Below are 24974 nucleotides of genomic sequence, written 5' to 3' on the forward strand. Positions count from 1 at the left end.
ATGACGCCCGACACGATCAACGCCGAGCGCGCAACAGACGACGACAACGCCGAACCCGGCTACAAAGTGCCCGGTCTCGAACGCGGTCTGAAGATTCTGACTGAGTTCTCGCCACGCGAGCCGGTATTGGGCGCACCGGAATTATCCCGGCGCCTGAAGATTCCCCGCACGACGGTCTTCCGTCTGCTGCAGACGCTCGAATCGCTCGGCTTTCTCGAGCGAGCCGATAAGGACCGCAACTATCGCCTGGGCGTTGCGGTGCTGCGCCTCGGCTTCGAATATCTGAGCTCGCTCGAACTGACGGATCTCGGCTTGCCGATCATCGAGGCCTTGCGCAACGACACCGGTCTGACAAGCCACATCCTGATCCGCGACGGACGCGACGTGGTGTTCGTCGCCAAGGCGCAAAGTCACACGCCGATTTTCAGTTCGGTGAAGGTCAACGTCGGCACACGCCTGCCCGCACATGCGACGACGCACGGCCAGGTGCTGATGGGCGATCTGACGCTCAACGACTTACGCGCGCTGTACCCCGAGCCGAAGTTGCATCGCTTTACCAAACTCACACCTGAAACGGTCGAAGAGTTGTACGAACGAATTCGCGATGACGCGCAGCGCGGTTTCGCGATCAGCGAATCGTCGTTCGAACGCGGCATTTCGGTCGTGACGGCGCCGGTGCGTAACGACACGGGCCGCATCGTTGCAGTGATCACCACGACGATTCCGCGGCCGGAGATCGATGCAGCGCTGCTCGACAGCGGTCTGATCGACAAGGTGCGCGGCGCGGCTGACGAACTCTCGCAACGCCTGAACTACCGTCCCAAGAACGGGCCGGCCGCGGGCAGCAAGTACATGAAGGCATTGGGGCTCTAATGATCCAGATCGATTTGACCGGTCAGGTAGCGGTGGTGACGGGCGGCTCGTCCGGCATCGGCCTCGCGACCGCCGAACTGTTTTTGCGTGCGGGTGCATCGGTCGCCATCTGCGGACGCGACGCCGAACGCCTGGCGCATGCGGAGACGGCGCTGAAGACGCAATTCCCGTCCGCGCAACTGCTCGCCACACGCTGCGATGTGCTCGACGCAGAGGAAGTCAAAGGCTTCGCGCAAGACGTGCAGCGCCGCTTCGGTCGCACTGACATGCTGGTGAACAACGCTGGCCAAGGCCGCGTTTCGACTTTCGCCGACACCACCGACGACGCCTGGCGCGAAGAACTCGACCTGAAGTATTTCAGCGTGATCCGCCCGACTCGCGCGTTTCTGCCAATGCTGCGCGACGCGGCGGGCATGGGCAACGCGTCGATCGTCTGCGTGAATTCGCTGCTCGCGCTGCAGCCGGAGCCGCATATGGTGGCGACTTCCTCGGCACGCGCGGGTTTGCTGAGTCTCATCAAGTCACTAGCGGTAGAACTCGCGCCGCAGCGTATTCGCGTGAATTCGATTCTGATCGGCATCGTCGAATCGGGCCAATGGCGCCGCCGCTTCGAGACGCAAGCCGCGCCGGGCCAGAGTTGGGAAGACTGGACGGCAGAACTCGCACGCAAGAAGAACATTCCGCTTGGCCGCTTCGGCCGTCCCGAAGAGGCCGCACAGGCACTCTTTTATCTGGCTACTAATCTGTCGTCCTACACGACAGGCAGTCATATCGATGTCTCTGGAGGCAATGCACGACATGTCTAATAAAACCACCGTCGGCGAGCTGATTGCCGCCTTTCTCGAGCAATGCGGCGTTCGCACGACGTTCGGCGTGATTTCGATCCACAACATGCCGATCCTCGACGCGATCAACAACCGCGGCAAGATCCGTTATGTCGGTGCACGCGGCGAAGCCGGTGCGGTCAACATGGCCGATGGTCTGGCACGTGTGTCCGGTGGCCTTGGCGTCGCGTTCACCAGCACGGGTACTGCAGCCGGCAACGCAGCAGGCGCGATGGTCGAAGCGCTGACCGCTGGCACGTCGCTGCTGCATATCACTGGCCAGATCGAAACCGAATACCTCGACAAGGACCTCGCGTATATCCACGAAGCGCCGGACCAGTTGTCGATGTTGTCGTCGATCTCGAAGGCCGCCTACCGCGTCCGCACTGCCGAGACTGCACTCCCGACGATCCGCGAAGCGGTGCGGGTCGCGCAGACCGCGCCGAGCGGCCCGGTGAGTGTCGAGATTCCGATTGACATTCAGGCGGCAGAAATCGAATGGCCCGCTGACCTCAGCGCGCCGCACGTGACGACGCTCACGCACGACAGCAAGCGCGTCGTGCAACTCGCCGATGCGCTGGCCAAGGCCGCGCGTCCGCTGCTGTGGCTTGGCGGCGGCACGCGTCACGCGCGGACGGCGGTTGAGCGCCTGGTGGCGCTGGGCTTTGGCGTCGTGACCAGCGTGCAGGGCCGCGGCATCCTGCCGGAAGATCATCCGGCGACGCTCGGTGCGTTCAACGTGCACGCGTCGGTGGAGAGCTTCTACAAGACTTGCGATGCGGTCCTCGTGGTCGGTTCGCGTCTGCGTGGCAATGAAACGTTGAAGTACAAGCTTGCGCTGCCGCAACCGCTGTACCGCATCGATGCGGACGCACTCGCCGACAACCGCGGCTATCGCAACGATCTGTTTGTGCATGGCGACTCCGCTGCGGTTCTGGAAGAACTCGCGACGCTGCTCGAAGGCCGTCTCAAGGTGGATCCGAAGTTCGCTGCCGATCTGGCCGCTGCCCGGGAGATCGCCGTAGCGGATGTAGGCAAGGGTCTCGGACCGTACAAGCGCCTCGTCGATGCACTGCAACGTTCGGTGGGCACGGACTATAACTGGGTGCGCGATGTGACGATCTCGAACAGCACGTGGGGTAACCGCCTGCTGCAGATTTTCACGCCGCGTGCGGGGGTGCACGCCTTGGGCGGTGGTATCGGTCAAGGGATGCAGATGGCAATCGGTGCGGCGCTGGCGGGAACAGCGGCGAAGACGGTGTGCCTCGTCGGCGACGGTGGCCTGATGGTGAACGTCGGTGAACTGGCGACGGCCGTGCAGGAAAACGCCAACGTCATGATCGTACTGATGAACGACCAATGCTATGGCGTGATCCGCAACATCCAGGACGCGCAGTATGGCGGCCGCCGCTGCTTCGTCGATCTGCATCAACCGGACTTCGCGCAGTTTTGCGAGAGCCTGAAGCTCACCCATTACCGCATCAAGTCGCTCGACGACGCGGACGAGATTATCCGCGAAGGTCTGGCGAAGACGGGCCCGGTGCTGGTTGAAGTGGACATGCTGTCGGTCGGCTCGTTTGCCACCGCGTTTGCTGGGCCGCCGGTCAAGAAGCAGGAGCCAGAACATGCATGATCTTCGCCACGCGGGACATCATGCGCCCGTCGACGTTGCGATGATCGGCTTCGGGGCGATCGGCCAGGCGGTGTATCGCTCCGTTGTAGCGGATCCGCAAGTGCGCGTGTCGCATGTGATCGTGCCCGAGCGGCATGCGGCGTCGGTGCGAGAGGTGGTGGGCGCGTCGGTAGATGTGGTGTCGTCGGTGGCTGCGCTGAGCAGCCGCCCGCAGTTCGCGCTGGAATGCGCGGGCCACAGTGCGTTGGTCGACCACGTTGTTCCGTTGTTGAAAGCGGGCACCGATTGCGCGGTGGCTTCTATCGGAGCTCTCTCGGACGTGCTGCTGCTCGACGCTCTCTCGGCTGCTGCGGATGAAGGCGATGCCACGCTGACGCTGTTGTCCGGCGCCATTGGCGGCGTAGACGCTTTGGCCGCGGCGAAACTGGGTGGCCTCGACGAAGTGCTGTACACGGGTCGCAAGCCGCCGCAGGGCTGGCTCGGCACACCCGCCGAAGAGATATGCGATCTGCAGAGCCTGACGGAAGAGCGGATCATTTTCGAAGGTAGCGCCCGTGAAGCGGCGCGGCTTTATCCGAGGAATGCCAACGTGGCGGCGACGATTGCGCTGGCAGGTCTCGGCCTCGATCAGACCATTGTGCGTCTGATCGCAGACCCCGCTGTGACGCGCAACGTGCACCGCATCCTGGCGCGCGGCGCATTCGGCGAGATGTCGCTCGAAATGTGCGGCAAGCCGTTGCCGGACAACCCCAAGACGTCCGCGCTGACCGCGTTCAGCGCGATCCGTGCCCTGCGCAATCGCGCGGCGCGTTGCGTGATTTGATGAGAAGTAACTGAGCGGATGACCGACATGACTCACTTCGATACCAGCCTCGTGCCCACCGGCGATATTTTCATCGGCGGCGAATGGCGGCAAGGGCGTGGCAACCCGTACAAAAGCCTGTATCCGGCAGATCAGTCGGTCAACATGGAAATCTCGACGGCCAGCGCCGACGATGCGCGCGATGCGGTCGAAGCCGCGGACATTGCATGGCGCAAAGCGGATTGGGCCGGTCTGAAGCCGCATCAGCGTGCCCTGGTTCTGTACCGTATCGCCGATCTGATCATGGCGCGTCACGAAGCACTGGCGCATCTGCAGCGGCGCGATAACGGCAAGCCGATCGGCGAAACACGCGTACTGGTGGCGAGCGCTGCCAACACGTTCCGCTATTTCGCCGCGTGCCTCGAAACGCTTGAGGAAGAGCTCACGCCGTCGCGTGGCGACTACATGACCATGAGCGTGTACGAGCCGATTGGCGTGATCGCGGCTATCACGCCGTGGAACTCGCCGATCGCATCGGATGCGCAAAAGCTTGCTCCTGCGCTTGCGGGTGGCAACGCGGTGGTGTTGAAGCCCGCTGAAGTGACGCCGCTGGTCTCGCTCGCGTTGGCGCGCATCTGCGAAGAAGCGGGCGTACCGAAGGGCGTATTGAGCGTGTTGCCCGGTAAAGGTTCGGTAATCGGCGATGTGCTGGTGCGTCATCCGCTCGTGAAGAAAGTGTCGTTCACTGGCGGGACCGAAGTGGGTCGTGGCATCGCGCGCATCGCCGCGGACAAGCTGATGCCGGTGTCGCTGGAACTGGGTGGCAAGTCGCCAACCATCGTCTTCGAAGACGCGGATATCGATCACGCGGTGAACGGCGTGCTGTACGGCATTTTCAGTTCGTCGGGCGAGGCATGCATCGCGGGCTCGCGTTTGTTCGTGCATCGCCCGATCTACGACACGTTCATGAAGCGCCTGGCGGAAGGCGCACGCAGGTTGCGCGTGGGCGACCCTTCGAGCCCGGAAACACAGATGGGCCCGTTGATTACGCCAGCGCATCGCGAATCGGTGGAGCGTTATGTCGCTTTGGGCCTGGAAGAAGGTGGACGCCTGTTGTGCGGTGGCGAGCGTCCCGTCGGCGACGGACGCGAACAAGGCAACTTCTATCAGCCCACGATTCTCGAAGGCCTGTCGAACAGCGCCCGTATCTGCCAGGAAGAAATTTTCGGACCGGTGCTGGTCGCCATGCCATTCGATGACGAAGCCTCGCTAATCAAGCAGGCCAACGATAGCGTGTTTGGCCTCGCTGCCGGCATCTGGACGCGCGACTACAAACGCGCCTGGCGCGTGGCCCGCGCGCTCGAAGCGGGCACCGTGTGGATCAACACCTACAAGCTGTTCTCGATCTCGACGCCGTTCTCCGGCTGGAAAGAGAGCGGGATGGGTCGCGAGAAAGGGCGTCTCGGCATTCGCGAGTACATGCAGCAAAAGAGCCTGTACTGGGGCTTGAACGACGCACCTTTGGCCTGGGCCAATGCGCCCCAGACGAATTGAGGAACAAGAGGCACGACATGACGATTCTCGGCATTGAACAGATTACCTACGGTGTGACGGACCTCGAAACCTGCCGGCGCTTTTTTGCCGACTGGGGTTTGAAAGAGACTGCGCACGACGAAACCCGCGCCCGCTTCGAATCGCTGAACGGCTGCACGATTCTGGCCGTGGATTCGAACGATCCGTCGCTGCCGCCCGCTTTCGAAGAAGGTTCGACGCTGCGTGAGGTGACGTGGGGTGTAGCGACGCGCGCCGAACTCGACGCGTTGCGCGGCCGCTTTGCAGGTCAGCCTGGACACTTCGAAAACGACGACGCGGTGGGTTGCATCGACCCGAACGGCATGGCGATTCGTGTGGAAGTCACCCGCAAGCGCGACGTCGAAACGCATGGCTCACCTTCAAACGTGTGGGGCCAGACGTTACGCGTGAATCAACCGTCGCCGATCTATGAGCGAGCTGAACCGGTGGAAGTGGGGCATGTGGTGTTCTTCACCAACAACCTTGCCGAAACGGAGAAGTTCTATCAGGAACTGCTCGGCTTCGAGATGTCAGACCGTTACCCGGGACGTGGCGCGTTTCTGCGCTGCGCGCCGCATGGCGGACATCATGACCTGTTCCTGCTGGCGTTGCCGAACGGCAAACGTGGCCTGAATCACGTGGCCTTCACCGTGCGCGATATTCACGAAGTGTTCGGCGGCGGCATGCATATCAGCCGCTGCGGCTGGGACACGCAACTTGGGCCGGGGCGCCATCCGGTGTCGTCTGCTTACTTCTGGTATTTCCAGAATCCGGCTGGCGCGCTCATCGAGTACTACGCGGATGAGGACCAACTGACGCCCGAGTGGCAACCGCGCGATTTCGAGCCGGGGCCGACCGTGTTCGCCGAATGGGCGATCGATGGCGGCATCGACGGCAACACGCGTCGTCAGAAGAATGCGAAAGCGCCGGAGGGCAAGTTCATGACGAAGCGCAAACATGACTGACGCCGCTGCATCAAGCGCACACGCGAGCCTGGAGGCACCACGCACGATCGTCGTGATCGGCGGTGGCCAGGCGGCCGGATGGGTCGTGAAGACCTTGCGCAAGGAGGGTTTCGACGGTCGCCTCGTGATGATCGCTGATGAGATCCACTTGCCGTATGAGCGTCCACCGCTGTCGAAGGCGGTGCTGGCGGGGGAAGCGGATATCGACACCGTGCGCCTCGTCAAGCCGGACGACTTCGACGCCCTGAACATCGAAGCGTGGCAGCCGGATACGGCTACGTCGATTGATCGTGAGCAGCGCATCGTGCGTACGCTGTCGGGCCGCGAGGTGCAATACGATCGCTTGGTGATTGCCACGGGTGGGGCCGCGCGACGCTTGCCCGATGCGCTGGTGAAGACTTTCAACATCGCTTACCTGCGCACGCTCGATGAAGCGGTCGCCCTCGGCGAACGGTTGCGCGCGAGCCAGCACGTGCTGGTGATTGGCGGCGGCTGGATTGGGCTGGAAGTGGCGGCAACTGCACGCAAGCTTGGTGTTGCGGCAACTGTCGTCGAAGGTGCGCCGCGCCTGTGCGCCCGCTCGGTGCCGCCGGCTATTTCCGATTTCCTGGCTGAACTGCATCGGGCCAATGGCGTGGACGTGCGCCTCGATTCAGGCCTTGTATCGCTCGACGATCACCCCGACAACCCCCACGGCGTGCGTGCCACACTGGCCGACGGCACAACGCTTGATGCCGATTTCGCCGTCGCGGGTATCGGTCTCACGCCGCATACGGCGCTCGCACAAGCAGCACGCCTTGCGATTGCCGACGGTATCGTGGTCGATCACTTTGGCGCAACCTCCGACCCGCGCGTCTTTGCATGCGGCGACGTGGCGAACCATCCGAGCGCGTGGCTAAAGCGCCGCGTACGGCTCGAATCCTGGGCGAACGCGCAAAACCAGGCTATCTCCACGGCGAAAGCCTTGCTTGGCAAGTTCGAGCCGTATGCTGACATTCCGTGGTTCTGGTCCGATCAGTACGACGTGAACCTACAGATCCTTGGCGACATTCCCAACGACGCGCAACTCGTCGTACGCGGCGATCTGCCAGGCAAACGCGCCACGCTCTTCTACGTGGAAAACGGTGCGATTCGCGGGGCGATTGCGATCAACACGCCGCGCGATCTGAAACTCGCGCGCAAATGGATGAACCAGGGCCGCACGGTCGACCTTGCAACTCTCACTGACGCCAGCACGGCGCTCGCGTAACTCTTTTCGGACGGCGACAACGGCATGAGAACCATCGACAACACCATGGGGGACCGCAGCAGCGCCGGTGTCTCAGGCCCTGTGACCCGGGGCTCGATCATTGCGCGTCTGGAACGCTTGCCGGGCAATGCGATGCAGGTTCGCGCGCGAATCCTGATTGGACTCGCGACGTTCTTCGACGGGTTCGATGTAATCGCCATCGCTGCTACGTTGCCGATCCTGATCCAGAAATGGGGGCTCACGCCTTGGGAGATCGGTTTTCTGATCGCGTCGGGATCTATAGGGCAACTGTTGGGCGCGTTCGTGTTTCCTTGGTACGCCGAGCGTAAGGGGCGCGTGCGCGCGATTGCGTTGAGCTCCGGGATCATCGGCGTGACGAGTATTGCGTGCGGATTCGCGCCGACGTTTGTTGCGTTCGTTGTGCTGAGGATTGTCCAGGGCCTGGGCCTGGGTGGCGAGTTGCCGGTGGCGGCGACGTATATCAACGAGATCAGCCGCGCGCATGGCCGTGGGCGCTTTGTGCTGCTGTATGAGATCGTGTTTCCGGTGGGTTTGCTGGCGTCGAATGCGTTGGGTGCGTGGATCGTGCCGCGCGTTGGCTGGCAGGCCATGTATTTCATCGGCGGCTTGCCGTTGATCCTGTTTTTCGTGCTGCGCAGACTGGTGCCGGAATCGCCGCGCTGGCTAGCTGAGCGCGAACGCATGGCCGATGCGGATGCAGCGGTGCTGGCCTTCGAACGCGCGACCAAGGGACCGCTGGCGCCGGTTGAGCATGCAGTCGAATTCGAAGCGATGGCGAGTCGGCATCCTAAGCGCCGTATCGGCGATCTGTTTGGGCCGGCTTATCTGAAGCGCACGTTGGCGGTGGCGATGCTATGGGTGACGTGCGGATTTATTCAGTACGGGCTTTCCACTTGGCTGCCCACGATCTATCGCACGGTTTATCACGCGCCGTTGCAACTGGCGCTGAACCTTGCGGTGGCGGCTTCCGTACTCGGTGTGATTGGGTCGCTGACCTGCGCATTGCTCGTCGACAAGGTGGGGCGCAAGCCGATCATCAATCTGTCGTTTGTGTTGTGTGCGATTTCGCTGGCGCTGGCCGGTGTGTTCCACGATTCGTCGGTGTATGTGGTGGCGACGTGTTGTGCATTTGCGCTGGGCTTCCTCGCGTGCGGGTTTATCACGGCGTATGTCTATACGCCGGAGTTGTATCCCACTAGCATCCGTGCGTTTGGCTGTGGAGTTGGCGGTGCCTGGCTAAAGGTGGCGGCGATCTTCGCGCCGGCGATCGTTTCGAAGACGATGGTGGGTGGTCATCTCGACGTCGCGTTTTACATTCTCGCGGCCGTGCCGTTCCTCGCCGCGCTCACGGTGCATTTCCTTGGAATTGAGACGAAGGGGAAGGTGTTGGAGCAACTGGAGGCTTAGCGGCTCTTGTAGCTCGGCGCGCTAGCGTAACGGGAAGCGCGCATCGTTCCGGCAAGAAGCCGTGCGATGCGCTCTCTCGTTACAAAGCCTTTCTGTACACCACAAACCCCGACCGGTCAGCGACACGGTCATACAGCTTCATCGCCGTCTGATTCGTCTCATGCGTTTGCCAATAAACGCGACTTGAACCCGCCGCTTTCGCGTGTTCGTAGACGGCTTCGATCAGCGCTCGCCCGACGCCTTTGCCGCGCTCGCTCTCGAGCGTGTAGAGATCCTGCAGATAGCAGATGGGTCCGGCCATCGTGGTGTGTCGATGATAGAGATAATGCACGAGACCGAGCAGCTGACCGTCGCGCTCGGCGACCATCGCATGCATGGGTTCATAACCGTCAAAGAAGCGCGACCACGTGAGAAGTGTTATTTCGCGGGGCAACGCTGTCTCGCCGGAACGTCCGTAGAAGGCGTTATAGGCATCCCACAGCGGCAGCCATGCCGAAAAATCGACGTTGGTTACTGGACGGATCTGGATTGATTGAGTCATGCGCAAAGCTCCTCGGCTAGGCGTCGTGAAACAAAGCTTCACGACCACCGTCAGCTTAAGAACTTTGCGGCACTATTGTTAGCTCCACGGTTCAGCAATAACCTGGAGCCACGCACTTGCACTGAGGCCCGCTAACGTGAGATTTCCGGAGCTTGTGCTGCGCCCGCATGCGCCTAGGCACGTCGCACGCGAACGCACGACATGAACGGCGGAACGATCAATCGAGCGAAGAAGCCCGCGCGAACCGCGGCGTTGGTGTTAGTTCTTCCGGCTTCCTGAATGTCGCAGCGTGTCGCGCACCTTCTTGGCGACCAGCAGCGGCATGTAATCGAACACTCGAGCATCAGTCTTATAGTTGGCCAAAGTATCGGCGTAGATCTTCGAGACCGTTTCCGTGGGGGTATTGGTTTCCGCGGCGATGGCCTGTACAACTTCGTCAACGTTGGGCTGGGGCTGAGCCATTGAGGTTCTCCGGGTTTGGCAGGGGGGAAGTGCAAACGGCAGGAGTTCCATTACAGGACGAGCTTGGCCAGGATGCCAATTGAATCGTCCTATCGCGCTTTCGGATCAGGAAAGGGAGCGATCGCAAATCGCGATCGCTATGCTCAATGTGAGTGCCGATGATGAATATCTGGGAAATGCGCATGCGTGTGCGTGATTGGTGCATGCCGGTGCGGATGCACATGCGGCTCCTCGCCGTCCCATTCGAAATCGTGTTCGTGCTGATGATGTTCGTCATGACGGTGCCGGTGGTTATGCTCCAGCACCTGGTGCGTATGCGGATGGTCGTGCCGCTCGCGGATATGCAGCCAGATGCCGAGAGCCATCAATGCCGCGGCGACCCAGAACAGCAGCGGCGGCATTTCGGGCCACAGGATCAGCGAGATCGTCACGCCGAACAGCGGCGCCACTGAAAAATATGCGCCGGTGCGCGCCGTACCGAGATTGCGCAGCGCGACCACGAACAGCACCAGACTGACCCCGTAACCGGCGAACCCGGTCACCATCGCGGCCGCCATGATTCCGGCATGTGGGAGTTGAGCGCCCAGCAGCAATGCAATGACGAAATTCACCGACCCTGCGGTCAGCCCTTTCAGACAGGCGATGACCATCGCATCGTTGGTGGAGACCTTGCGCGTGAGATTGTTGTCGATTGCCCAGCACGCGCACGCCGCGGCCACCAGCAGGGCGCCGAGCGGCACGCTTGTCGCGCCGGGGTGCCATGACAAGGCCACACCACCCGCCACGATCGCCACCATGCCAAGAAACACCTGGGCATCGACGTTCTCGCGAAACACGATCCATGCGATCAGCGCGGTGAAAACACCTTCCAGATTCAGCAGCAACGAACTCGTGGCTGCCGGCGTCGCGTTCAGGCCGAGCATCAACAGAGCGGGTCCCGCGACGCCGCCCGTGACGATGGCGCCGAGCAGCCACGGGACTTCGCGCAAATGGATCTGTCCTTCGTTGGCTCGCTGGTCGTTGCTCAGTCTCAGCTTGCGTACGAGGATCGTGATAGCCAGGCCAACGCCGCTGCCGAGGTAGAAGAGTCCCGCCACCATAAACGGCGACAGGGTGCCGAGCAGCGCCTTGGCAAAAGGTGTCGTCGCACCGAACAAGGCGGCAGCGAGAAGGGCGGTGAACGGTGCGTTCAAACGTGCTGACATGGCTTTTGTCGCGATGAATCAGGCAATCAGCTTAAGGTGCTGGCGGCGCCGCGTCGAGTGCTAAGCAGTTCTGGCTGGTTCGGGAAACAGGCGCTCGGAAAGAAAATCGACCCAGACCCGCAGTTTGGGCGACAACTGCCGGCTCGATGGCCACAATACCGAGAATTGTCCGGCCTGCGCGAGGTGGTCCGCCATGACCGATTGCAACGCGCCGCTTTGCAAGGCGTCGCGCGCGAGAAACTCGGGCATATAGGCGATGCCAAGCCCCAACTCTGCCGCTGCCCGGAGCGCCTCCATGTTGTTGCAGGTCAGCGCGGTCGGAAAGCGTGTGACCGTGTCTTCCGGCAGATCGCGAAAGCGCCACGGCTCCAGTTTTCCCGAAGTCGGAAAACGAAACCGCAGGCAGGCATGCTGCGCCAGATCGGCCGGCACCTGCGGCACGCCGCGCCGCTGTAGATACGTCGGCGACGCGCACAGCACAAAACAGAACGGCCCCAGCCGCTTGGCCATCAGTTGCGAATCGTCGAGCGGCCCGCTGCGGATTGCGGCATCGAAACCGCCTTCGATTACATCGACCAGACGGTCGTTGAAGTCCAGTTCGAGATTGATCTCCGGATAGCGCGCCGCGAACTCCGGCACGATCGGCAGCAAAAAACGGTAGCCGATGGTCGGCAGGCTCACCCGCAGACGGCCGCGCGGGGTCGCCGTGGCTTGCAGCATCATCGTTTCGGCGTCGTGCACGGCCTCGAGAATCTGACGGCAGCGCTCGTAGAAGCGCTCGCCGTCGTCCGTCAGGCTGACGCGCCGCGTGCTTCGCTGCAGGAGTCGCACGCCAAGATGCTGCTCGAGGCGCGCCACGCTTTTGCCTACCGCCGACGCAGACACGCCGAGCCGCTGCGCGGCGCCGACAAAGCTCGAAGCCTCCGCAGTTCGCACGAACGCGATCATGCCGGTCAGGTTTTCCATGGCCTCATTCGAGAATTTTTGTCCGGATTGATCTGACTTTAGCAGTATTTATCACGTTCGAGTCCGTAACTAGACTTGCCTGACCCGTTTTCCGTGTGCGTCGGAAATCGCCAGTCCTCGGTGCCCTGTCTATCCAAAGGAAGCTTCATGTCTGACTCGATCGATCACACCGCCTCGCGAGGCGCCGCCGTGCTTGCCGCGGTTTGCGTCGCGGCGGTTATCCTGCCGCTCAGTTTCTCGGCGGGCGCCATCGCGACACCGGCAATCGGCCGCGCTCTCGGTGGCGGTCCGGTAGCGCTGAACTGGATTACCAATGCGTTCATGCTCGCATTCGGCAGTTGTCTGATGGCGGCGGGCACGCTTGCCGATCGCTTCGGCCGTCGCCGCGTGTTTCTCTGCGGGGTGAGCGTGTTCTCGCTGATGTCGATGCTCCTCGCGCTTGCTCCTGGCATCGTCTGGGTCGATCTGCTGCGGGCAGCGCAAGGGGTGGGCGCCGCCGCTGCGCTGGCGGGCGGCTCGGCGGCGCTCGCGCAGGAGTTCGACGGCCACGCCCGGACCCGCGCGTTCAGTCTGCTCGGCACCACCTTCGGCGTTGGCCTTGCGTTCGGACCGGTGCTGGCCGGCGGCCTGATCGAACTGTTTGGCTGGCGCGCGGTGTTTGTTTCGACCGCGCTGCTCGGCGCGATGTCGCTGCTGCTTGCGGCACCCGGCATGCCGGAGACGCGCGATCCGCACGCGTCCGGCGTGGACTGGCCCGGCATGGCGAGCTTTACGGCGGCGCTCGGGTTGTTCACGGTCGCGATTCTGGAGGCGCCGGATATCGGCTGGGGCCATCCGGCGGTCGGTTCGCTGCTGGCGGTCGCAGCCGGGTCGCTTGTGGCATTCGTGCTGATCGAGCGGCATACCGCGCGGCCGATGCTCGACCTCTCGTTGTTCCGCTATCGCCGTTTCGTGGGCGTGCAGTTGCTGCCGATCGCGACGTGCTACTGCTTCGTGGTGCTGCTGGTGATCTTGCCGATCCGCTTTGTCGGCATCGAAGGATACGCGCCACTTAATGCCGGCTTGATGATGATCGCGCTTTCGGCGCCGATGCTGGTCATGCCCGCACTCGCCGTGCGCCTGACCCGGCACGCATCGCCGGGGCTGATCTCCAGCTTGGGTCTGCTGATTGCAGCAGCGGGACTGGTTTGGCTCGGCGGCGTACCGGTAGGCGCGGAACCCGCTGCGCTGTTGGTGCCAATGGGTGTGATCGGCATTGGTACGGGGTTGCCATGGGGATTGATGGACGGTTTGTCAGTCAGCGTGGTGCCGAAGGAGCGTGCCGGCATGGCAACCGGCATCTTCAGCACGACGCGCGTGGCCGGCGAAGGACTTGCTCTGGCGATGGTCAGCGCGGCGCTGGCTGGCATCGTGGCGGCGCGCCTTACGCCGGTTGTTGCCGCGTTGGCGCCCCTTGCACCTGGCCACAAGTTAATGGCCGCTGGTGGCGGTGCGCCGCGCACGGCGATTGATCTGGCAGCCCAACGGCTTGCCACCGGTGACCTGAGCGGCGCGTCGACGCTATTGCCTGGGGTCTCACTAGCGATGCTCCGTCAGCACTATGCAGATGCGTTTCATCTGTTGACGTATGGGTTAGCTGCCATCACGGTATTGGCGGCGCTGGCGACATTGCGCTACCTCGGCCTGGGCGATCGGCAGGGGGCGTCGGTCGCGACCACCGCGGCCACTGCAACCACCGCGACCTGCGACGACGCGCGCTGATTCACCACGGTCGTTCAATCCGCGACGTGCACGCCATCCCAACGCCGCGCTAGCCCCAGCATCAGCGGCATCAACACCGCCCATCCTGCCCCGAGCGCGGCGAACGCAAGCATCGGGTCGGGAAAGCGCACCGCGCCCAGCGCTGCGCCGGCACGAAACGACAGCGGTCCGGCCAGCGCGCCCAACAGGGCAGCCAGCAGCGGGCGATGTTTCAGCCAGCCGAACACGACGTTGAACTGGACCGCGAACAGAGCCCATAGCGCGAGGAGCCACCACGGCGCGGTGCCGGGAATCAGCACGCCGTTCGGATAGACGAGCAGCCCCGTCGCGACGAGGACACTTTCCCAGACCACCCCGATCAGCACGGCCGCAGCCACCAGCTTGAGTTCCCGCGCAGGCGCGGGCACCTGGCTGGCGTGCCAGACGACCGTGGCCATCACGAACAGCACGCCGATCCACGCCAGCCCGTGCGCCGCGCTCATCACGCAGACCATCCAGCCGGCCTGACAGACGATGAAATACAGCCACGCCTTTGGCGCGCCAGCGCGCGGAGTTCTGGCGTCGGCGTTAGCGTTGGCGGCCCGGTGAAGATCTCCAGATGACATGCGATGGCACCGTCCACGTGGTCTCATATCTCTGCTTACGTGGCAGGGCGCCGGTTGGATTCAGACGGGAGGGAGCGGTAAGCGCATCCAGCGGAGCGCGTCGAACGTAATACCTATATCGCCACGACACCCGAGGTCACCATGCGCCGCTTTGCCTGCGCTGCCGCCGCCGTCTTTCTGCTGTTCATGCTGAACGGCTGTTCCGGCGAGCCGTCCAATCCCAACCCGCGCGCCAGTGTGCCGCTTCAGACCGTGCCGGTCGATCTGCCGCGCTATATGGGCCGCTGGTACATCATCGCCAACATTCCCTATTTTGCCGAGCGTAACTTCGTGGGCGCCTATGCGGAATGGAAGTTGCGGCCCGACGGGAAGATCGACGATTCGTACCTCGCGCACAAAGGCAGCTTCGACGCCCCGCTCAAGCACTACCAGTTCCTGGATACGCCGGTGCCCGGTAGCGGCGGCGGTGAATGGAGCGTTCAGGTGTTCTGGCCGGTGCGATTCAAGCAGCTCACGTTGTATGTCGACCCCGACTACCGCTACACGATTCTCGGTTATCCGGGCAAGAACCTCGGCTGGATCTTTTCGCGCGACCCGGACATGAGCGACGAGACCTATCACGCCATGCTGGCCAAGCTCGACGAGATGGGCTACGACACTTCGCGTTTCAGGCGTGTGCCGCAGCGGCCGGAGCAGATTGGTATGCCGGGCTTTTGGTCGCCCGGCGACAAGAACTAGCACTGCCTTCGTGGATGCGGCGTGCTCGGGACGCGGAGCCGCATCCACTGGGCATTTGTCTGCGTATAAATCTGCATTGCCAATGAATGAGGATGTCATGCCGCCTGTCGTCGCCGCCGTGATTGCATTGATCGGGCTTGTGCTGGTGTTTTCCGCCGTCTGGGCGTGGCAGCTGAAGTCGGAAAACGCGGGCATGGTCGATCCGGTCTGGGCGTATTCGCTCGGCGCAGTCGCGGTTTTGTATGCCGTGCTGGGTACGGGTGATTCGTCGACCCGCGTGCTCGCGGCGCTCGGCGGCCTCGTGTGGGGTGTGCGACTCGGCACACACCTATGGCGCCGCAACTTCGGGCAGCCGGAAGATGCACGTTACCGGCGCTTTCGCGAGGAATGGGGCGATGCCGCGCCGCGCCGGATGTTCTGGTTTTTCCAGTTGCAGGTCGTGATCTCGATGTTGCTTTCCCTGGCGTTTCTGGTGCCCGCTTACCGCACGAGCGAACCGTCGACCGTCTGGCTCATTCTGGCCGTGGCGGTGTGGATCGCTTCGGTTGTGGGGGAGGCGATCGCGGACCGGCAACTTCGGCGTTTCAAGAGCGATTCATCGAGCCACGGCAAGGTGTGCCGCGTTGGACTCTGGAATTATTCGCGACATCCGAACTACTTTTTTGAATGCGTGCACTGGGTGTCGTACATCCTGCTGTCGATCGGCTCGCCGTGGGTCTGGCTGACGCTTTTGCCGCCGATCCTGATGGCGTGGCTGTTACTCAAGCTGTCCGGGATTCCCTTGCTCGAGGCGAGTCTCGCTAAAACCCGCGCCGGTTACGCGGAGTACATGCGCACGACCAATGCGCTGATCCCATGGCCGCCGCGGCGCGCGCCGCGGGACTAACTGCGTGACGGATTCGATGACACCACAACAAGACCGACGAGTCGCCGTTCGCGTCGACGTCGTGACCGCAAAAGGAGCCAGCCGATATGAGCCTCTCAACCCTTGACCCCGCCCTGCCGCAGCCGCCGGCTTCGGCTCCCGCAGCCCCCGATGACGGCTGGCTGATCCGTTGCTGCGAGCGCCGCTGGCTGCCCGATCCGCTGATCCGCCTTGGCATGCGTCAACTGATGGGCCAACGTCTGCGCGACGAAGCCATCAACGACGGCGAGTTGCGGGCACGCCGGCTCAACCGTCTGCTCGATGACCTGCGGACGAGTCCAATCGCCATCGAAACCCAGGCCGCCAACACGCAGCACTACGAAGTACCCGCGTCGTTCTTTCACGCGCATCTCGGCCCGCATCTGAAGTACTCTTGCTGTCTCTATCCAGAGGGTAAGGAGACGCTCGCTCAGGCCGAAACCGCAATGCTCGAACTCTATGCAACCCGCGCCGAACTGACCGATGGTCAGCGTGTGCTCGATCTGGGCTGCGGATGGGGTTCCCTGTCGCTGTGGCTCGCGGCGCGTTACCCGAATTCGCAGATCGTCGCGCTCTCGAACTCGCTCGGCCAGCGTCTGTTCATTGAAAGCCGCGCGGCGGAACGCGGCCTGACAAACCTCAAGGTCATCACGGGCAATATCGTTGACTTCGAGTTTTCCGAAGCGCAACTGGCGGGCGGTTTCGATCGCGTATTGTCGATCGAAATGTTCGAGCACATGAAGAATTACGGACTGCTACTCGCCAAGATTGCGCGCTGGATGCGCGACTCCGCGAAACTGTTCGTGCATATTTTCGTGCACCGCACGCTTGCCTACCATTTCCAGGTAGAGGATGGCAGTGACTGGATGTCGAAATACTTCTTCACTGGCGGCACGATGCCATCGGAGAATCTGCTGCTCAATTTCCAGGACGATCTGCGCGTGGAGCGGCAATGGTGGGTAAGCGGCACGCATTATGAGCGCACTGCAAACCACTGGCTGACCGCGCTCGATGCCGCGAAAGACCGTGTGATGCCCATGCTCGTCGATACCTACGGCGCGCGCGATGCCGCTATCTGGCTGCAGCGCTGGCGCATGTTCTACATGGCTGTAGCGGAGCTGTTTGGCTATGCGAACGGCAACGAGTGGGGCGTCGGGCACTATCGCTTCGAAAAGCGCTGAGCAGCGGTAGGCACTAGCGACGCAGTGGGCGAGGCGTTGTCTAAACTTCCTGCGCCTGCGCAAATTCAATCACCGTCTGCGCGAAACGCACCGCCGCCGGATTGCCGGCATCGCGGTGCGTGACCAGATGCAACGGCGCCGTGATGGCCGCGTCGCTATCAATCGGGCAATACACCACGCTCTCCTGCTGATAGCGCTGCATCGACGCGGGCACCAGCGTCACGCCCGTACCGGCTGCTACGAGATTGATCGCGCTCAGCATGCGCGGCACCTCGCTGGCGACGCGCGGCGTGAAGCCTGCTGCTTCGCAGGCGTCGATGAAATCCGAATACATGCCGCGCGCACCGGGTCGGCGCACAAAAATAAACGGTTGATCAGCCAGCGAATCGAGTGCGACGGGACGCATCCGGCCCGACTTGGCGCGTCCTTGCAGCAGGCGATGTCCTAACGGCAGCACCAGCACCATGCTTTCTTCGAGCAGCAGATCGAAGCGCAACTCGTCGGGCGTGTCGCTCGGTTTGCGGAGGATGGCCGCGTCGATGCGGCCGCTCACCATCCGCTCGATAATTTCCGCCGCGTTGATTTCGTTGAGATCGATGGCGATGTCCGGACAGGCGTCACGGAACGCGCGAATCGCAGCCGGTGCCAACGGGTGAAATGCCGATGAGCTGGTCAGGGCGATCCGCACCGAACCAATCCTGCCGTCCGCGATGCCTTTGCCTTTGACGACAGCCTGATCCAGCGCCTGCAGCAGGGCGCGCGCATCGTCGGCGAAGGACGCACCCGCCGAGGTCAGTTCGACGCCGCGTGCTACCCGCGTGAACAGCGGAAAGCCGATTTCACTTTCGAGCGCCTGAATCTGCTGCGACAGCGGCGGTTGCTGGATATGCAGTTTGGCGGCAGCACGAGTGAATTGCCGCTCGTCGGCCACCGCCAGGAAGTAACGCAGATGCCGCAATTCCATCGCAATGCCTCATATATGTGAAACGTATGGCAGGGGTATTTGATTGGTATTTTACATTTACCGCGATACTCCGTACGCTTGAGGCATAAGCGCAACTACATTGCACGGACCAGAGTAAGCACCAAAGAGCCAACTCTGGTCGACACATATACGTCTCAGGAGACCCATGGACTCGATGCTTTCCGGCGCGGCGACCCCCGCCCGACCAGCCGCCGTACCGGCGGCCGCGCAGGTGCGGCGTGCCGTGATCGCCTCGGTGATCGGCAACGGTCTCGAGTGGTTCGATTTTCTGATCTACGGTTATTTCGCCAAGACCATCGCGCATGTGTTCTTTCCGGTGGGCAACGTGCTGCTGTCCACGGTGCTGACGCTGGCGACCTTTGCGATCGGCTTCATCGTGAGGCCGATTGGCGGCATCGTGTTGGGCGCGTACGCCGACCGGGTGGGACGCCGCCGTACCTTATCGCTGCTGATTCTGCTGATGGCTGCCAGCACGCTGCTGATGGGCCTGACACCGGGTTACAGCAGCATCGGCATTGCCGCGCCGCTGCTGGTGCTGCTATCGCGCGTGCTGCAAGGTCTGTCGGTGGGCGGCGAGTTCGCCACCGCAGCGGCGATGTTGTCGGAATACGCGCCGCGTGGCAAAAAGATGTTTTACGGCAGTTTCCAGATGACGTCGCAGGCGTTTGCGTTGCTGCTGTCGTCGGCGTGCGGCTATCTGCTGACGACGCATCTCGACCGCGCGTCGCTGGAAACGTGGGGTTGGCGCCTGCCGTTCCTGCTCGGCGCGCTGATCGGGCCGATCGGCTTTTACATTCGGCACAAGGTGGCCGAGTCACCCGAATTCGTCGAGATGCGCGAACGGCTCGGCCATGCACCGCGTCAGTCGATCCGCCAGTTTCTGCGCGAGCGTAGCGATGCATGTATGTGTGCGATGGGCGTGATCATCGTCGGCGCGGCGACCAACTATCTGTGGCACTCGTTTTTGCCGCTATATGTCGAGCGCCAACTGCATTTGCCGTTGAAGAACGCGTTGCTGGGTACCGCCGTGTCTGGTCTGATCAGCATCATTGCGTATCCGCTGGCAGGCAAACTCGCGGACCGTGTCGGCGCATGGCGAGTGTTCTTCCCGGTGGTGGTGCTCTGGGCCTTGATCGCGTATCCGCTGTTCGCGTGGGTGGTCGCGCAGCCGACGCCAGAGCGCCTCTTCACCGCGCAGATGATCGCCACGCTGGTGTTGAGCATCATGTCGGGCCCGCATCCGGGGATGTTGACACAACTTTTTCCGACCTCGACGCGTTCTACCGGGGTGGCGCTGTCGTACAACATTGCGGTCACGCTGTTCGGCGGCCTCGCGCCGTTGATCGTGACGACACTCATCAGCTTCACTGGCTCGAACCTGGTGCCGGCCTACTTCCTGATTTTTGCGGCGATCGTCTCGCTGTTGATGGTGGGCTTGAGCCGGTCCGGAAGACACTTGTGGCGCGATCCCGATGCCGTTCCGCAAGAATAATTTCATTCCTTCACTTTGATTCGAACATGACGTCTCCAGGTCCCGGCGAACGGGTACGACCGCGCAATGAATACCCAGTGCGCGAGGTGGCCGGCGCACGCTTGCGTGTTACGACGGCGCGTGGCTCCGGCACGATGCCGGTTTATCGCTCGGCAGACGAGGCGTCGGACGCGCGAGTGAGTCGCGTCGTCATCGTGCTACATGGCCGGTTGCGTGATGCGGATGCGTATCTGTTGTCCGCACAACGGGCCTTGGCTGCGGCTGACGTGGATGCTAGCGACACGTTGCTGATCGTGCCTCAGTTTCTGGCGAGCGCCGACATCGTCGCTCATGGTCTCGATCCGGAAACGCTGCACTGGGACTGGACCGGCTGGATGGGTGGCGATGACGCGGCAGGTCCCGCGCCGATCAGTTCGTTCGATGTGCTTGATAGTCTCGTCGAAGAGGTGGCGGATCGCTCGCGATTTGCCTCGCTGCGGGAGGTGGTGATTGCGGGGCATTCGGGCGGTGCACAGGTGGCGCATCGTTATGCGGTAGTGGGACGCGCGGCGGCGCTGCTTGAAGAGCAGGGCGTTCATTGCCGCTATGTGATTGCGAATCCGTCTTCGTACGTGTATTTCGACAAGCTTCGGCCGGATGGTGACGGCGGATTCAGTCCTGCCGATGAGAGCGCTTGCGCCGGGGTCGATACGTGGAAGTACGGCATTTATCAGCCTCCGCGTTACGCGAGCGGCGATGCGTCGTTTGATGTGCTTGAGCAACGTTACGCTCGTAGCGATGTGATCTATCTGCTCGGCGAGAGCGACTGCGATCCGCAGCATCAAGCGCTCGACCGTTCGTGCGCGGCAAATGCACAAGGGCCGCATCGGCTGGCGCGTGGACTGGCTTACTTTGATTACTTGTGCCGTCGGCATCCGCAGCTTGCGCATCGATGCTGGCAGGTGCCGGGTGTCGGGCATAACGGGCAGGGGATGTTCAATTCGGCTGAGGGGTTGCTGGCGTTGTTCGATGCGAAGGCGCGTGCGGATGGGATGGGGGAGAGGCAAGGGCCTTCGACCGAGGACGGTGCGGCCGAGTGAGCGCGTTGCGGTGTGGCTTGGCACGCCGCAATCCGTACTGCGTGTGGCGCACCCCGCTACCTCCAATGCGAATCTACCGGCTCGTCCAGCCATTCCCGTAACGCGTCTCGCACCTCTTCGGTAACTGGATCCCACTGCCCTAACTGGCGTTGACGGAATAGGCGCATGGATGGATACCAAGGGCTATCCGTGCGGTCGGCGAGCCACCGCCACTCAGAATAGCCGGGCAGAAGCACCCATACCGGCAGGCCTGCGGCGCCGGCAAGATGCGCAACGGACGAATCTACAGTGATAACCAGATCCAATGTCTCGAGTATGGCGAGCGTGTCGGTAAAGTCCTCAATCATTGGCCCCAAGGTGTGCACGTCGAAATTGTCGGTCAACGATTTGCGTTCCGCCTCAGTGTCGTCCTTTTGGACAGAGAACCACGTTATTGAGGGTAATTCAAACAATGGCCCCAGCGCGTGCAGCCGAATAGACCGGAAGCGATCATTGGCCGTGTTAGGACTACCTTTCCAGACGAAGCCGACGCGTCTGGATTTCGCATTTTCCTGGCGCGGAGCGGTCGACTCGACGTATGCGCGCCAATGTTCGCGTCGCTCATGTGTTGTCGTGAGATACGGCATTGCAAGCGGGAGCATTGATACCTCCAACTCCATGTATGCCGGTATCTTCATCATATAAGACCAGTATGCATACGAGCCGCCTGGTACGGCGGGATAGGAATAGACGGTTCGCACGCCCGCCATGCCAGCAGCAATTCCGGCTAGTGGTGGATCGACGAGTACATCGACCGTCGCACCTTGTTGGTGTAGCCATTTCGCGAATCTAAGGAACTGGATCTGGTCGCCATATCCTTGATGGAGTACGTACAAAAATTCGCAACCCACTAGCGGCTCGCCATTCCACTCAGGAAAATCCGGACGGAACAATTGGCTGCTTATCGACGGATACGTATAGAAAATTTTATGTCGCTTCCAGCCTTCTTTGAAATCACCAAGGGCAAGCTGGACGCATGAGAGGAAGTACTGCACACACGTTCCCGCGTTATCAGGCCAAAGGCGAGCCGCTTCCATGGCATACGGAAGACATTCTCTGGGCAGTCCGCACATCCACAACACCCTGGCCGCGTTGTAGTGCAGAAAATGGTTGCCGGGGTCAATGGATAACCCCTGTTTGGCGAGTCTGAATCCATCGGCATAACGGTCGTTCTGGTTCAGTGCGCTGGAAAGAAGTGTGAGGGCTTCGACATCGTTGCCGTAGCGGTTGCCCAATTGCTTGACCGCGTCTTCGACTTCAGCTTCGTGGCCCGTTTTGACTAGAGTGGTGACTCGACCTAGTTCGTTTTGCAAGCTTGCGTCACTGGTATTCGTAGTTGAAATTTTTTGCATCGACAGCGACCGTGTAGATTAATCCGTTGTTCCCGGGTTGAGGCGAAGGAGTGTCCGTGTAATTCATACCGTCCTCACACGGACGTACTTCGCGTGCTACTGGATCACTGTGTATAAGTGGCTTGAATAGTAGCGCCCGTGAGACTTGTATTTGGGTTCACTGTGCCGTAGTAGGTCCCAGCTGGTGGGTTTGAGATCGTGCAGGTGGCTGCACCGCCTCTTACTGCGACGGACTCACAATCTGCATTTCGCGTGGTAGGCGAACCGGCTCTAAGAAACAGCGTTCCAATATCACTGTAGGATCCGGGCGAAAGAGTGAACGTCAGGCTCGTCACGCCAGCAGGAACGGCCAGCGCGAAATATTGCATGACGTAGGCATTTGCCGAAAACTTGACCGGTATATTGCGACTCAGGCCAGTGGTGTTTGGGGCAACAACCTGAAACGGACGCGTCACCCTGCTAACAGCGCCGGTGCTATCCGTAACGGCTAATGTGACGTTGTAAATGCCTGGATATTCATAGTCGTAGTATGGGTTCACTGACTGTGCGCGAACCATGTCACTCGGGTCCCCAAAGCCCAAATTCCAGGCCCAGGAGGTCAGTGGCGCACCTCGCGCGGTTGATAGGTCTGTGCACGTCACCAGCATACCGGCTTGACCCTGAGAGCAAGTGAAATCCGCCGCCGCCGGAATCTTCCCCGATCTGGCAGCAGTTACGGTTGCGGTGGCGTCGAGAACGCCAGCGCCGCTCGGGAAATCAGGTGATTCCGGCCCGAACGGGTGGACATTCTGCATGAGCAGCGCGCGCATCTCCGAAGGTGTAAGGGGCTTTGGCGTCACCGACTGGGCCAGTGCGATGACTCCGGACACAAATGGAGCTGCGTACGATGTGCCCGCGAAATAGCCGTAAGTTTCCGGCCCTGGTGCAGAGGTGCCGTCATTGCTCGTAGTCCAGATATCCGTTCCTGGCGCAGCTATGTCGACTGACGGTCCAAAATTCGATAGACCGCCGCGGCTGTCATTCTCCCTGACATTACCGACGGTGATAACGTTCCTGCAATTGCCCGGTTGATATTTCGCGGCATCGTTCTCACTGTTGCCGGAAATGGTGACGATTGAAGCGCCACGAGCCGTCGCGTCGTTGATCGCCTGTTGAACTGCGCTGCCGCATGCGCCGAAGCCGAAGATGCTTACATTCACCACTTTCGCTGGGTTTGCGTTGTCAGGAACTCCAGGGAGACTCCCTCCGGCGGCCCAAACAATTCCGTCCGCAACGTCCGAGATGAAGCCGGTACCGCATGCGTCGAGTACTCGAACAGGCACTATCTTCGCACCCCCGGCAGTTCCCGCGATACCGTTGCCATTGTTGGTTATCGCTGCGAGGACGCCCGCAACTGTAGTGCCGTGCCAGTCAACATGACACGTTTCTGTCGTGATTCCGGGATTGAAGCCGCTTCCACCTTGATGGCCCGCTCGAACGTCCATGCCTGGCAGTAAATTTGCGTCCAGGTCGCTGTGATGCGTAACGCCATTGTCCACAAGCGCAATGATCGCACCGGACCCATCGGTTAAGTCCCATGCTCCAGCCGGTCGGATACCTGGTTGACTATTCAATGCCCATTGCCGACCGAAGTCCGGATCATTTGGGATCATACCGCCTTGCACTGCGACATCCGGCTCGACGTATTCAACATTTGGATCCGTTGCGATCGCGCGCATGAATGCCAGCGCTTCCTTGCTATTTAGTTTGCGCTCAGTCATCACCAAGTCCGCGCCGATGCCCATGCGGCGCAAATGGTGCGCTTTCGCGGGAAAGGCGCTCGCAAGCTTGTCAAGTTTCGACTGGACCGCCTGCGTCGATCCTCGTTCAACAGTGCCGCTTTTATAAGTGACGATGAAACGATTGATCTGCGCGTTGGAAGTAATACTGCTCGCGTTCATCTTCAGGGACGTTGCAAGCGGAACACTTGTTGAATGGGCGGCGCTTTTCGCAGCGGCCACTTCCGCTATTTCCTGAGTAGTCGGCGCGGCTTGCGAACTTGTGGTGCTGCTGTTACTTCCGCCGCATGCGGCTAATGCCGTCGTTAGCGCAACACCAACCGCACTGGCGATGATTCGCTGCGTGGATAATCTGGACCAGATGTAACCTGTTTTACCGATTGTATGTTGAATGCAAATCCGTCTGATTTTTGACCCGTATTCCTGCATCTTCAAATCTCCCCCCAGTTTTTGATAAGTCGTTCTAATGAATACCAACACGAAGAAACACGTGTAAGAGTCCAAGATGAAAGACTAAGCCCTCACAAACCGGGGAACTAG

At 61.5% G+C, this 24974-nt stretch carries 22 protein-coding genes; 14 read left to right on the plus strand and 8 right to left on the minus strand.

What is annotated here, in order from left to right; all coding sequences use genetic code 11:
- Genes BUS06_RS24215 through BUS06_RS24250 form a run of 8 tightly spaced genes read left to right on the plus strand, consistent with a single transcriptional unit; the run spans position 1 to position 9346 of the window.
- Entirely contained in the window at positions 1 to 873 is an 873-nt protein-coding gene (locus tag BUS06_RS24215) for an IclR family transcriptional regulator (RefSeq protein WP_074266956.1), read from the plus strand.
- Complete coding sequence (locus tag BUS06_RS24220) at positions 873 to 1679, plus strand: SDR family oxidoreductase (protein ID WP_074266957.1); 807 nt, start codon at positions 873 to 875, stop codon at positions 1677 to 1679. The genes BUS06_RS24215 and BUS06_RS24220 overlap by 1 nt, the downstream gene beginning before the upstream one ends.
- Positions 1672 to 3330 (plus strand): thiamine pyrophosphate-binding protein, encoded by a 1659-nt coding sequence (locus tag BUS06_RS24225; protein WP_074269259.1) that lies wholly within the window; start codon positions 1672 to 1674, stop codon positions 3328 to 3330. Before BUS06_RS24220 ends, BUS06_RS24225 begins: the two co-directional genes overlap by 8 nt.
- Positions 3323 to 4153: an aspartate dehydrogenase gene (locus tag BUS06_RS24230; protein ID WP_074266958.1), complete on the plus strand. Its 831-nt coding sequence runs from the start codon at positions 3323 to 3325 to the stop codon at positions 4151 to 4153. Before BUS06_RS24225 ends, BUS06_RS24230 begins: the two co-directional genes overlap by 8 nt.
- A gap of 27 nt (positions 4154 to 4180) precedes the next feature.
- Positions 4181 to 5686, plus strand: coding sequence for an aldehyde dehydrogenase (locus BUS06_RS24235; protein WP_074269260.1), 1506 nt, complete (start codon positions 4181 to 4183; stop codon positions 5684 to 5686).
- A 17-nt stretch (positions 5687 to 5703) separates the two neighbouring features.
- On the plus strand, positions 5704 to 6669 hold the full coding sequence (locus BUS06_RS24240) for a VOC family protein (RefSeq protein ID WP_074266959.1): 966 nt from the start codon (positions 5704 to 5706) through the stop codon (positions 6667 to 6669).
- On the plus strand, positions 6662 to 7918 hold the full coding sequence (locus BUS06_RS24245; protein WP_074266960.1) for an NAD(P)/FAD-dependent oxidoreductase: 1257 nt from the start codon (positions 6662 to 6664) through the stop codon (positions 7916 to 7918). The genes BUS06_RS24240 and BUS06_RS24245 overlap by 8 nt, the downstream gene beginning before the upstream one ends.
- 24 nt (positions 7919 to 7942) lie before the next feature.
- Positions 7943 to 9346, plus strand: a complete 1404-nt coding sequence (locus tag BUS06_RS24250) for an MFS transporter (protein WP_074266961.1) — start codon at positions 7943 to 7945, stop codon at positions 9344 to 9346.
- Positions 9347 to 9425: 79 nt separating this feature from the next.
- Here BUS06_RS24250 and BUS06_RS24255 read toward each other — a convergent pair whose 3' ends face one another.
- From BUS06_RS24255 to BUS06_RS24270, 4 genes are all read right to left on the minus strand, one after another.
- On the minus strand, positions 9426 to 9887 hold the full coding sequence (locus BUS06_RS24255; protein ID WP_074266962.1) for a GNAT family N-acetyltransferase: 462 nt from the start codon (positions 9885 to 9887) through the stop codon (positions 9426 to 9428).
- A 258-nt stretch (positions 9888 to 10145) separates the two neighbouring features.
- On the minus strand, positions 10146 to 10349 hold the full coding sequence (locus BUS06_RS24260) for a DUF3562 domain-containing protein (RefSeq protein WP_074266963.1): 204 nt from the start codon (positions 10347 to 10349) through the stop codon (positions 10146 to 10148).
- A gap of 143 nt (positions 10350 to 10492) precedes the next feature.
- Positions 10493 to 11554 (minus strand): DMT family transporter, encoded by a 1062-nt coding sequence (locus BUS06_RS24265; RefSeq protein ID WP_074266964.1) that lies wholly within the window; start codon positions 11552 to 11554, stop codon positions 10493 to 10495.
- Positions 11555 to 11614: 60 nt separating this feature from the next.
- Positions 11615 to 12520 carry a LysR family transcriptional regulator gene (locus tag BUS06_RS24270; protein WP_074266965.1) on the minus strand — a complete coding sequence of 302 codons (906 nt, stop codon included), beginning with the start codon at positions 12518 to 12520 and terminating at the stop codon, positions 11615 to 11617.
- A gap of 147 nt (positions 12521 to 12667) precedes the next feature.
- Here BUS06_RS24270 and BUS06_RS24275 point away from each other — a divergent pair, with 147 nt between their 5' ends.
- Complete coding sequence (locus BUS06_RS24275) at positions 12668 to 14281, plus strand: MFS transporter (protein WP_083611574.1); 1614 nt, start codon at positions 12668 to 12670, stop codon at positions 14279 to 14281.
- Positions 14282 to 14295: 14 nt separating this feature from the next.
- Here the strand turns inward: BUS06_RS24275 and BUS06_RS24280 are convergent, their stop codons facing one another.
- Positions 14296 to 14886, minus strand: coding sequence for a DUF2878 domain-containing protein (locus tag BUS06_RS24280; RefSeq protein WP_074266966.1), 591 nt, complete (start codon positions 14884 to 14886; stop codon positions 14296 to 14298).
- Between the two features lie 141 nt (positions 14887 to 15027).
- Here BUS06_RS24280 and BUS06_RS24285 point away from each other — a divergent pair, with 141 nt between their 5' ends.
- The 3 genes from BUS06_RS24285 (at position 15028) to BUS06_RS24295 (ending at position 17709) form a co-directional block, all read left to right on the plus strand.
- Entirely contained in the window at positions 15028 to 15624 is a 597-nt protein-coding gene (locus BUS06_RS24285) for a lipocalin family protein (protein WP_074266967.1), read from the plus strand.
- A 97-nt stretch (positions 15625 to 15721) separates the two neighbouring features.
- Complete coding sequence (locus tag BUS06_RS24290) at positions 15722 to 16510, plus strand: DUF1295 domain-containing protein (RefSeq protein WP_074266968.1); 789 nt, start codon at positions 15722 to 15724, stop codon at positions 16508 to 16510.
- A gap of 86 nt (positions 16511 to 16596) precedes the next feature.
- A complete protein-coding gene (locus BUS06_RS24295; RefSeq protein ID WP_074266969.1) occupies positions 16597 to 17709 on the plus strand; it encodes an SAM-dependent methyltransferase in 1113 nt (370 codons plus the stop codon).
- A 40-nt stretch (positions 17710 to 17749) separates the two neighbouring features.
- Here the strand turns inward: BUS06_RS24295 and BUS06_RS24300 are convergent, their stop codons facing one another.
- On the minus strand, positions 17750 to 18673 hold the full coding sequence (locus BUS06_RS24300; RefSeq protein ID WP_074266970.1) for a LysR family transcriptional regulator: 924 nt from the start codon (positions 18671 to 18673) through the stop codon (positions 17750 to 17752).
- 175 nt (positions 18674 to 18848) lie between these two features.
- Between BUS06_RS24300 and BUS06_RS24305 the strand changes: the two genes are divergently transcribed.
- Positions 18849 to 20186 carry an MFS transporter gene (locus tag BUS06_RS24305; RefSeq protein ID WP_438803566.1) on the plus strand — a complete coding sequence of 446 codons (1338 nt, stop codon included), beginning with the start codon at positions 18849 to 18851 and terminating at the stop codon, positions 20184 to 20186.
- Between the two features lie 26 nt (positions 20187 to 20212).
- Positions 20213 to 21265, plus strand: a complete 1053-nt coding sequence (locus tag BUS06_RS24310; RefSeq protein ID WP_074266972.1) for a hypothetical protein — start codon at positions 20213 to 20215, stop codon at positions 21263 to 21265.
- A 56-nt stretch (positions 21266 to 21321) separates the two neighbouring features.
- Here BUS06_RS24310 and BUS06_RS24315 read toward each other — a convergent pair whose 3' ends face one another.
- Both BUS06_RS24315 and BUS06_RS24320 read right to left on the minus strand, forming a co-directional pair.
- The gene (locus tag BUS06_RS24315; RefSeq protein ID WP_074266973.1) at positions 21322 to 22656 is read right to left on the minus strand and encodes a glycosyltransferase family protein; all 1335 of its coding nucleotides are present in this window, start codon (positions 22654 to 22656) and stop codon (positions 21322 to 21324) included.
- A 104-nt stretch (positions 22657 to 22760) separates the two neighbouring features.
- Positions 22761 to 24914, minus strand: a complete 2154-nt coding sequence (locus BUS06_RS24320) for a S8 family serine peptidase (RefSeq protein WP_143787648.1) — start codon at positions 24912 to 24914, stop codon at positions 22761 to 22763.
- Positions 24915 to 24974: the final 60 nt, after the last annotated feature.

It is taken from the genome of Paraburkholderia phenazinium, assembly GCF_900141745.1.
Lineage (GTDB): Bacteria > Pseudomonadota > Gammaproteobacteria > Burkholderiales > Burkholderiaceae > Paraburkholderia > Paraburkholderia phenazinium_B.

Coding starts and splice junctions, on each gene's coding strand:
- BUS06_RS24215 (WP_074266956.1), top strand. CDS start 1: ATGACGCCCGACACGATCAACGCCGAGCGCGCAACAGACGACGACAAC.
- BUS06_RS24220 (WP_074266957.1), top strand. CDS start 873: ATGATCCAGATCGATTTGACCGGTCAGGTAGCGGTGGTGACGGGCGGC.
- BUS06_RS24225 (WP_074269259.1), top strand. CDS start 1,672: ATGTCTAATAAAACCACCGTCGGCGAGCTGATTGCCGCCTTTCTCGAG.
- BUS06_RS24230 (WP_074266958.1), top strand. CDS start 3,323: ATGCATGATCTTCGCCACGCGGGACATCATGCGCCCGTCGACGTTGCG.
- BUS06_RS24235 (WP_074269260.1), top strand. CDS start 4,181: ATGACTCACTTCGATACCAGCCTCGTGCCCACCGGCGATATTTTCATC.
- BUS06_RS24240 (WP_074266959.1), top strand. CDS start 5,704: ATGACGATTCTCGGCATTGAACAGATTACCTACGGTGTGACGGACCTC.
- BUS06_RS24245 (WP_074266960.1), top strand. CDS start 6,662: ATGACTGACGCCGCTGCATCAAGCGCACACGCGAGCCTGGAGGCACCA.
- BUS06_RS24250 (WP_074266961.1), top strand. CDS start 7,943: ATGAGAACCATCGACAACACCATGGGGGACCGCAGCAGCGCCGGTGTC.
- BUS06_RS24255 (WP_074266962.1), bottom strand. CDS start 9,887: ATGACTCAATCAATCCAGATCCGTCCAGTAACCAACGTCGATTTTTCG.
- BUS06_RS24260 (WP_074266963.1), bottom strand. CDS start 10,349: ATGGCTCAGCCCCAGCCCAACGTTGACGAAGTTGTACAGGCCATCGCC.
- BUS06_RS24265 (WP_074266964.1), bottom strand. CDS start 11,554: ATGTCAGCACGTTTGAACGCACCGTTCACCGCCCTTCTCGCTGCCGCC.
- BUS06_RS24270 (WP_074266965.1), bottom strand. CDS start 12,520: ATGGAAAACCTGACCGGCATGATCGCGTTCGTGCGAACTGCGGAGGCT.
- BUS06_RS24275 (WP_083611574.1), top strand. CDS start 12,668: ATGTCTGACTCGATCGATCACACCGCCTCGCGAGGCGCCGCCGTGCTT.
- BUS06_RS24280 (WP_074266966.1), bottom strand. CDS start 14,886: ATGTCATCTGGAGATCTTCACCGGGCCGCCAACGCTAACGCCGACGCC.
- BUS06_RS24285 (WP_074266967.1), top strand. CDS start 15,028: ATGCGCCGCTTTGCCTGCGCTGCCGCCGCCGTCTTTCTGCTGTTCATG.
- BUS06_RS24290 (WP_074266968.1), top strand. CDS start 15,722: ATGCCGCCTGTCGTCGCCGCCGTGATTGCATTGATCGGGCTTGTGCTG.
- BUS06_RS24295 (WP_074266969.1), top strand. CDS start 16,597: ATGAGCCTCTCAACCCTTGACCCCGCCCTGCCGCAGCCGCCGGCTTCG.
- BUS06_RS24300 (WP_074266970.1), bottom strand. CDS start 18,673: ATGGAATTGCGGCATCTGCGTTACTTCCTGGCGGTGGCCGACGAGCGG.
- BUS06_RS24305 (WP_438803566.1), top strand. CDS start 18,849: ATGCTTTCCGGCGCGGCGACCCCCGCCCGACCAGCCGCCGTACCGGCG.
- BUS06_RS24310 (WP_074266972.1), top strand. CDS start 20,213: ATGACGTCTCCAGGTCCCGGCGAACGGGTACGACCGCGCAATGAATAC.
- BUS06_RS24315 (WP_074266973.1), bottom strand. CDS start 22,656: ATGCAAAAAATTTCAACTACGAATACCAGTGACGCAAGCTTGCAAAAC.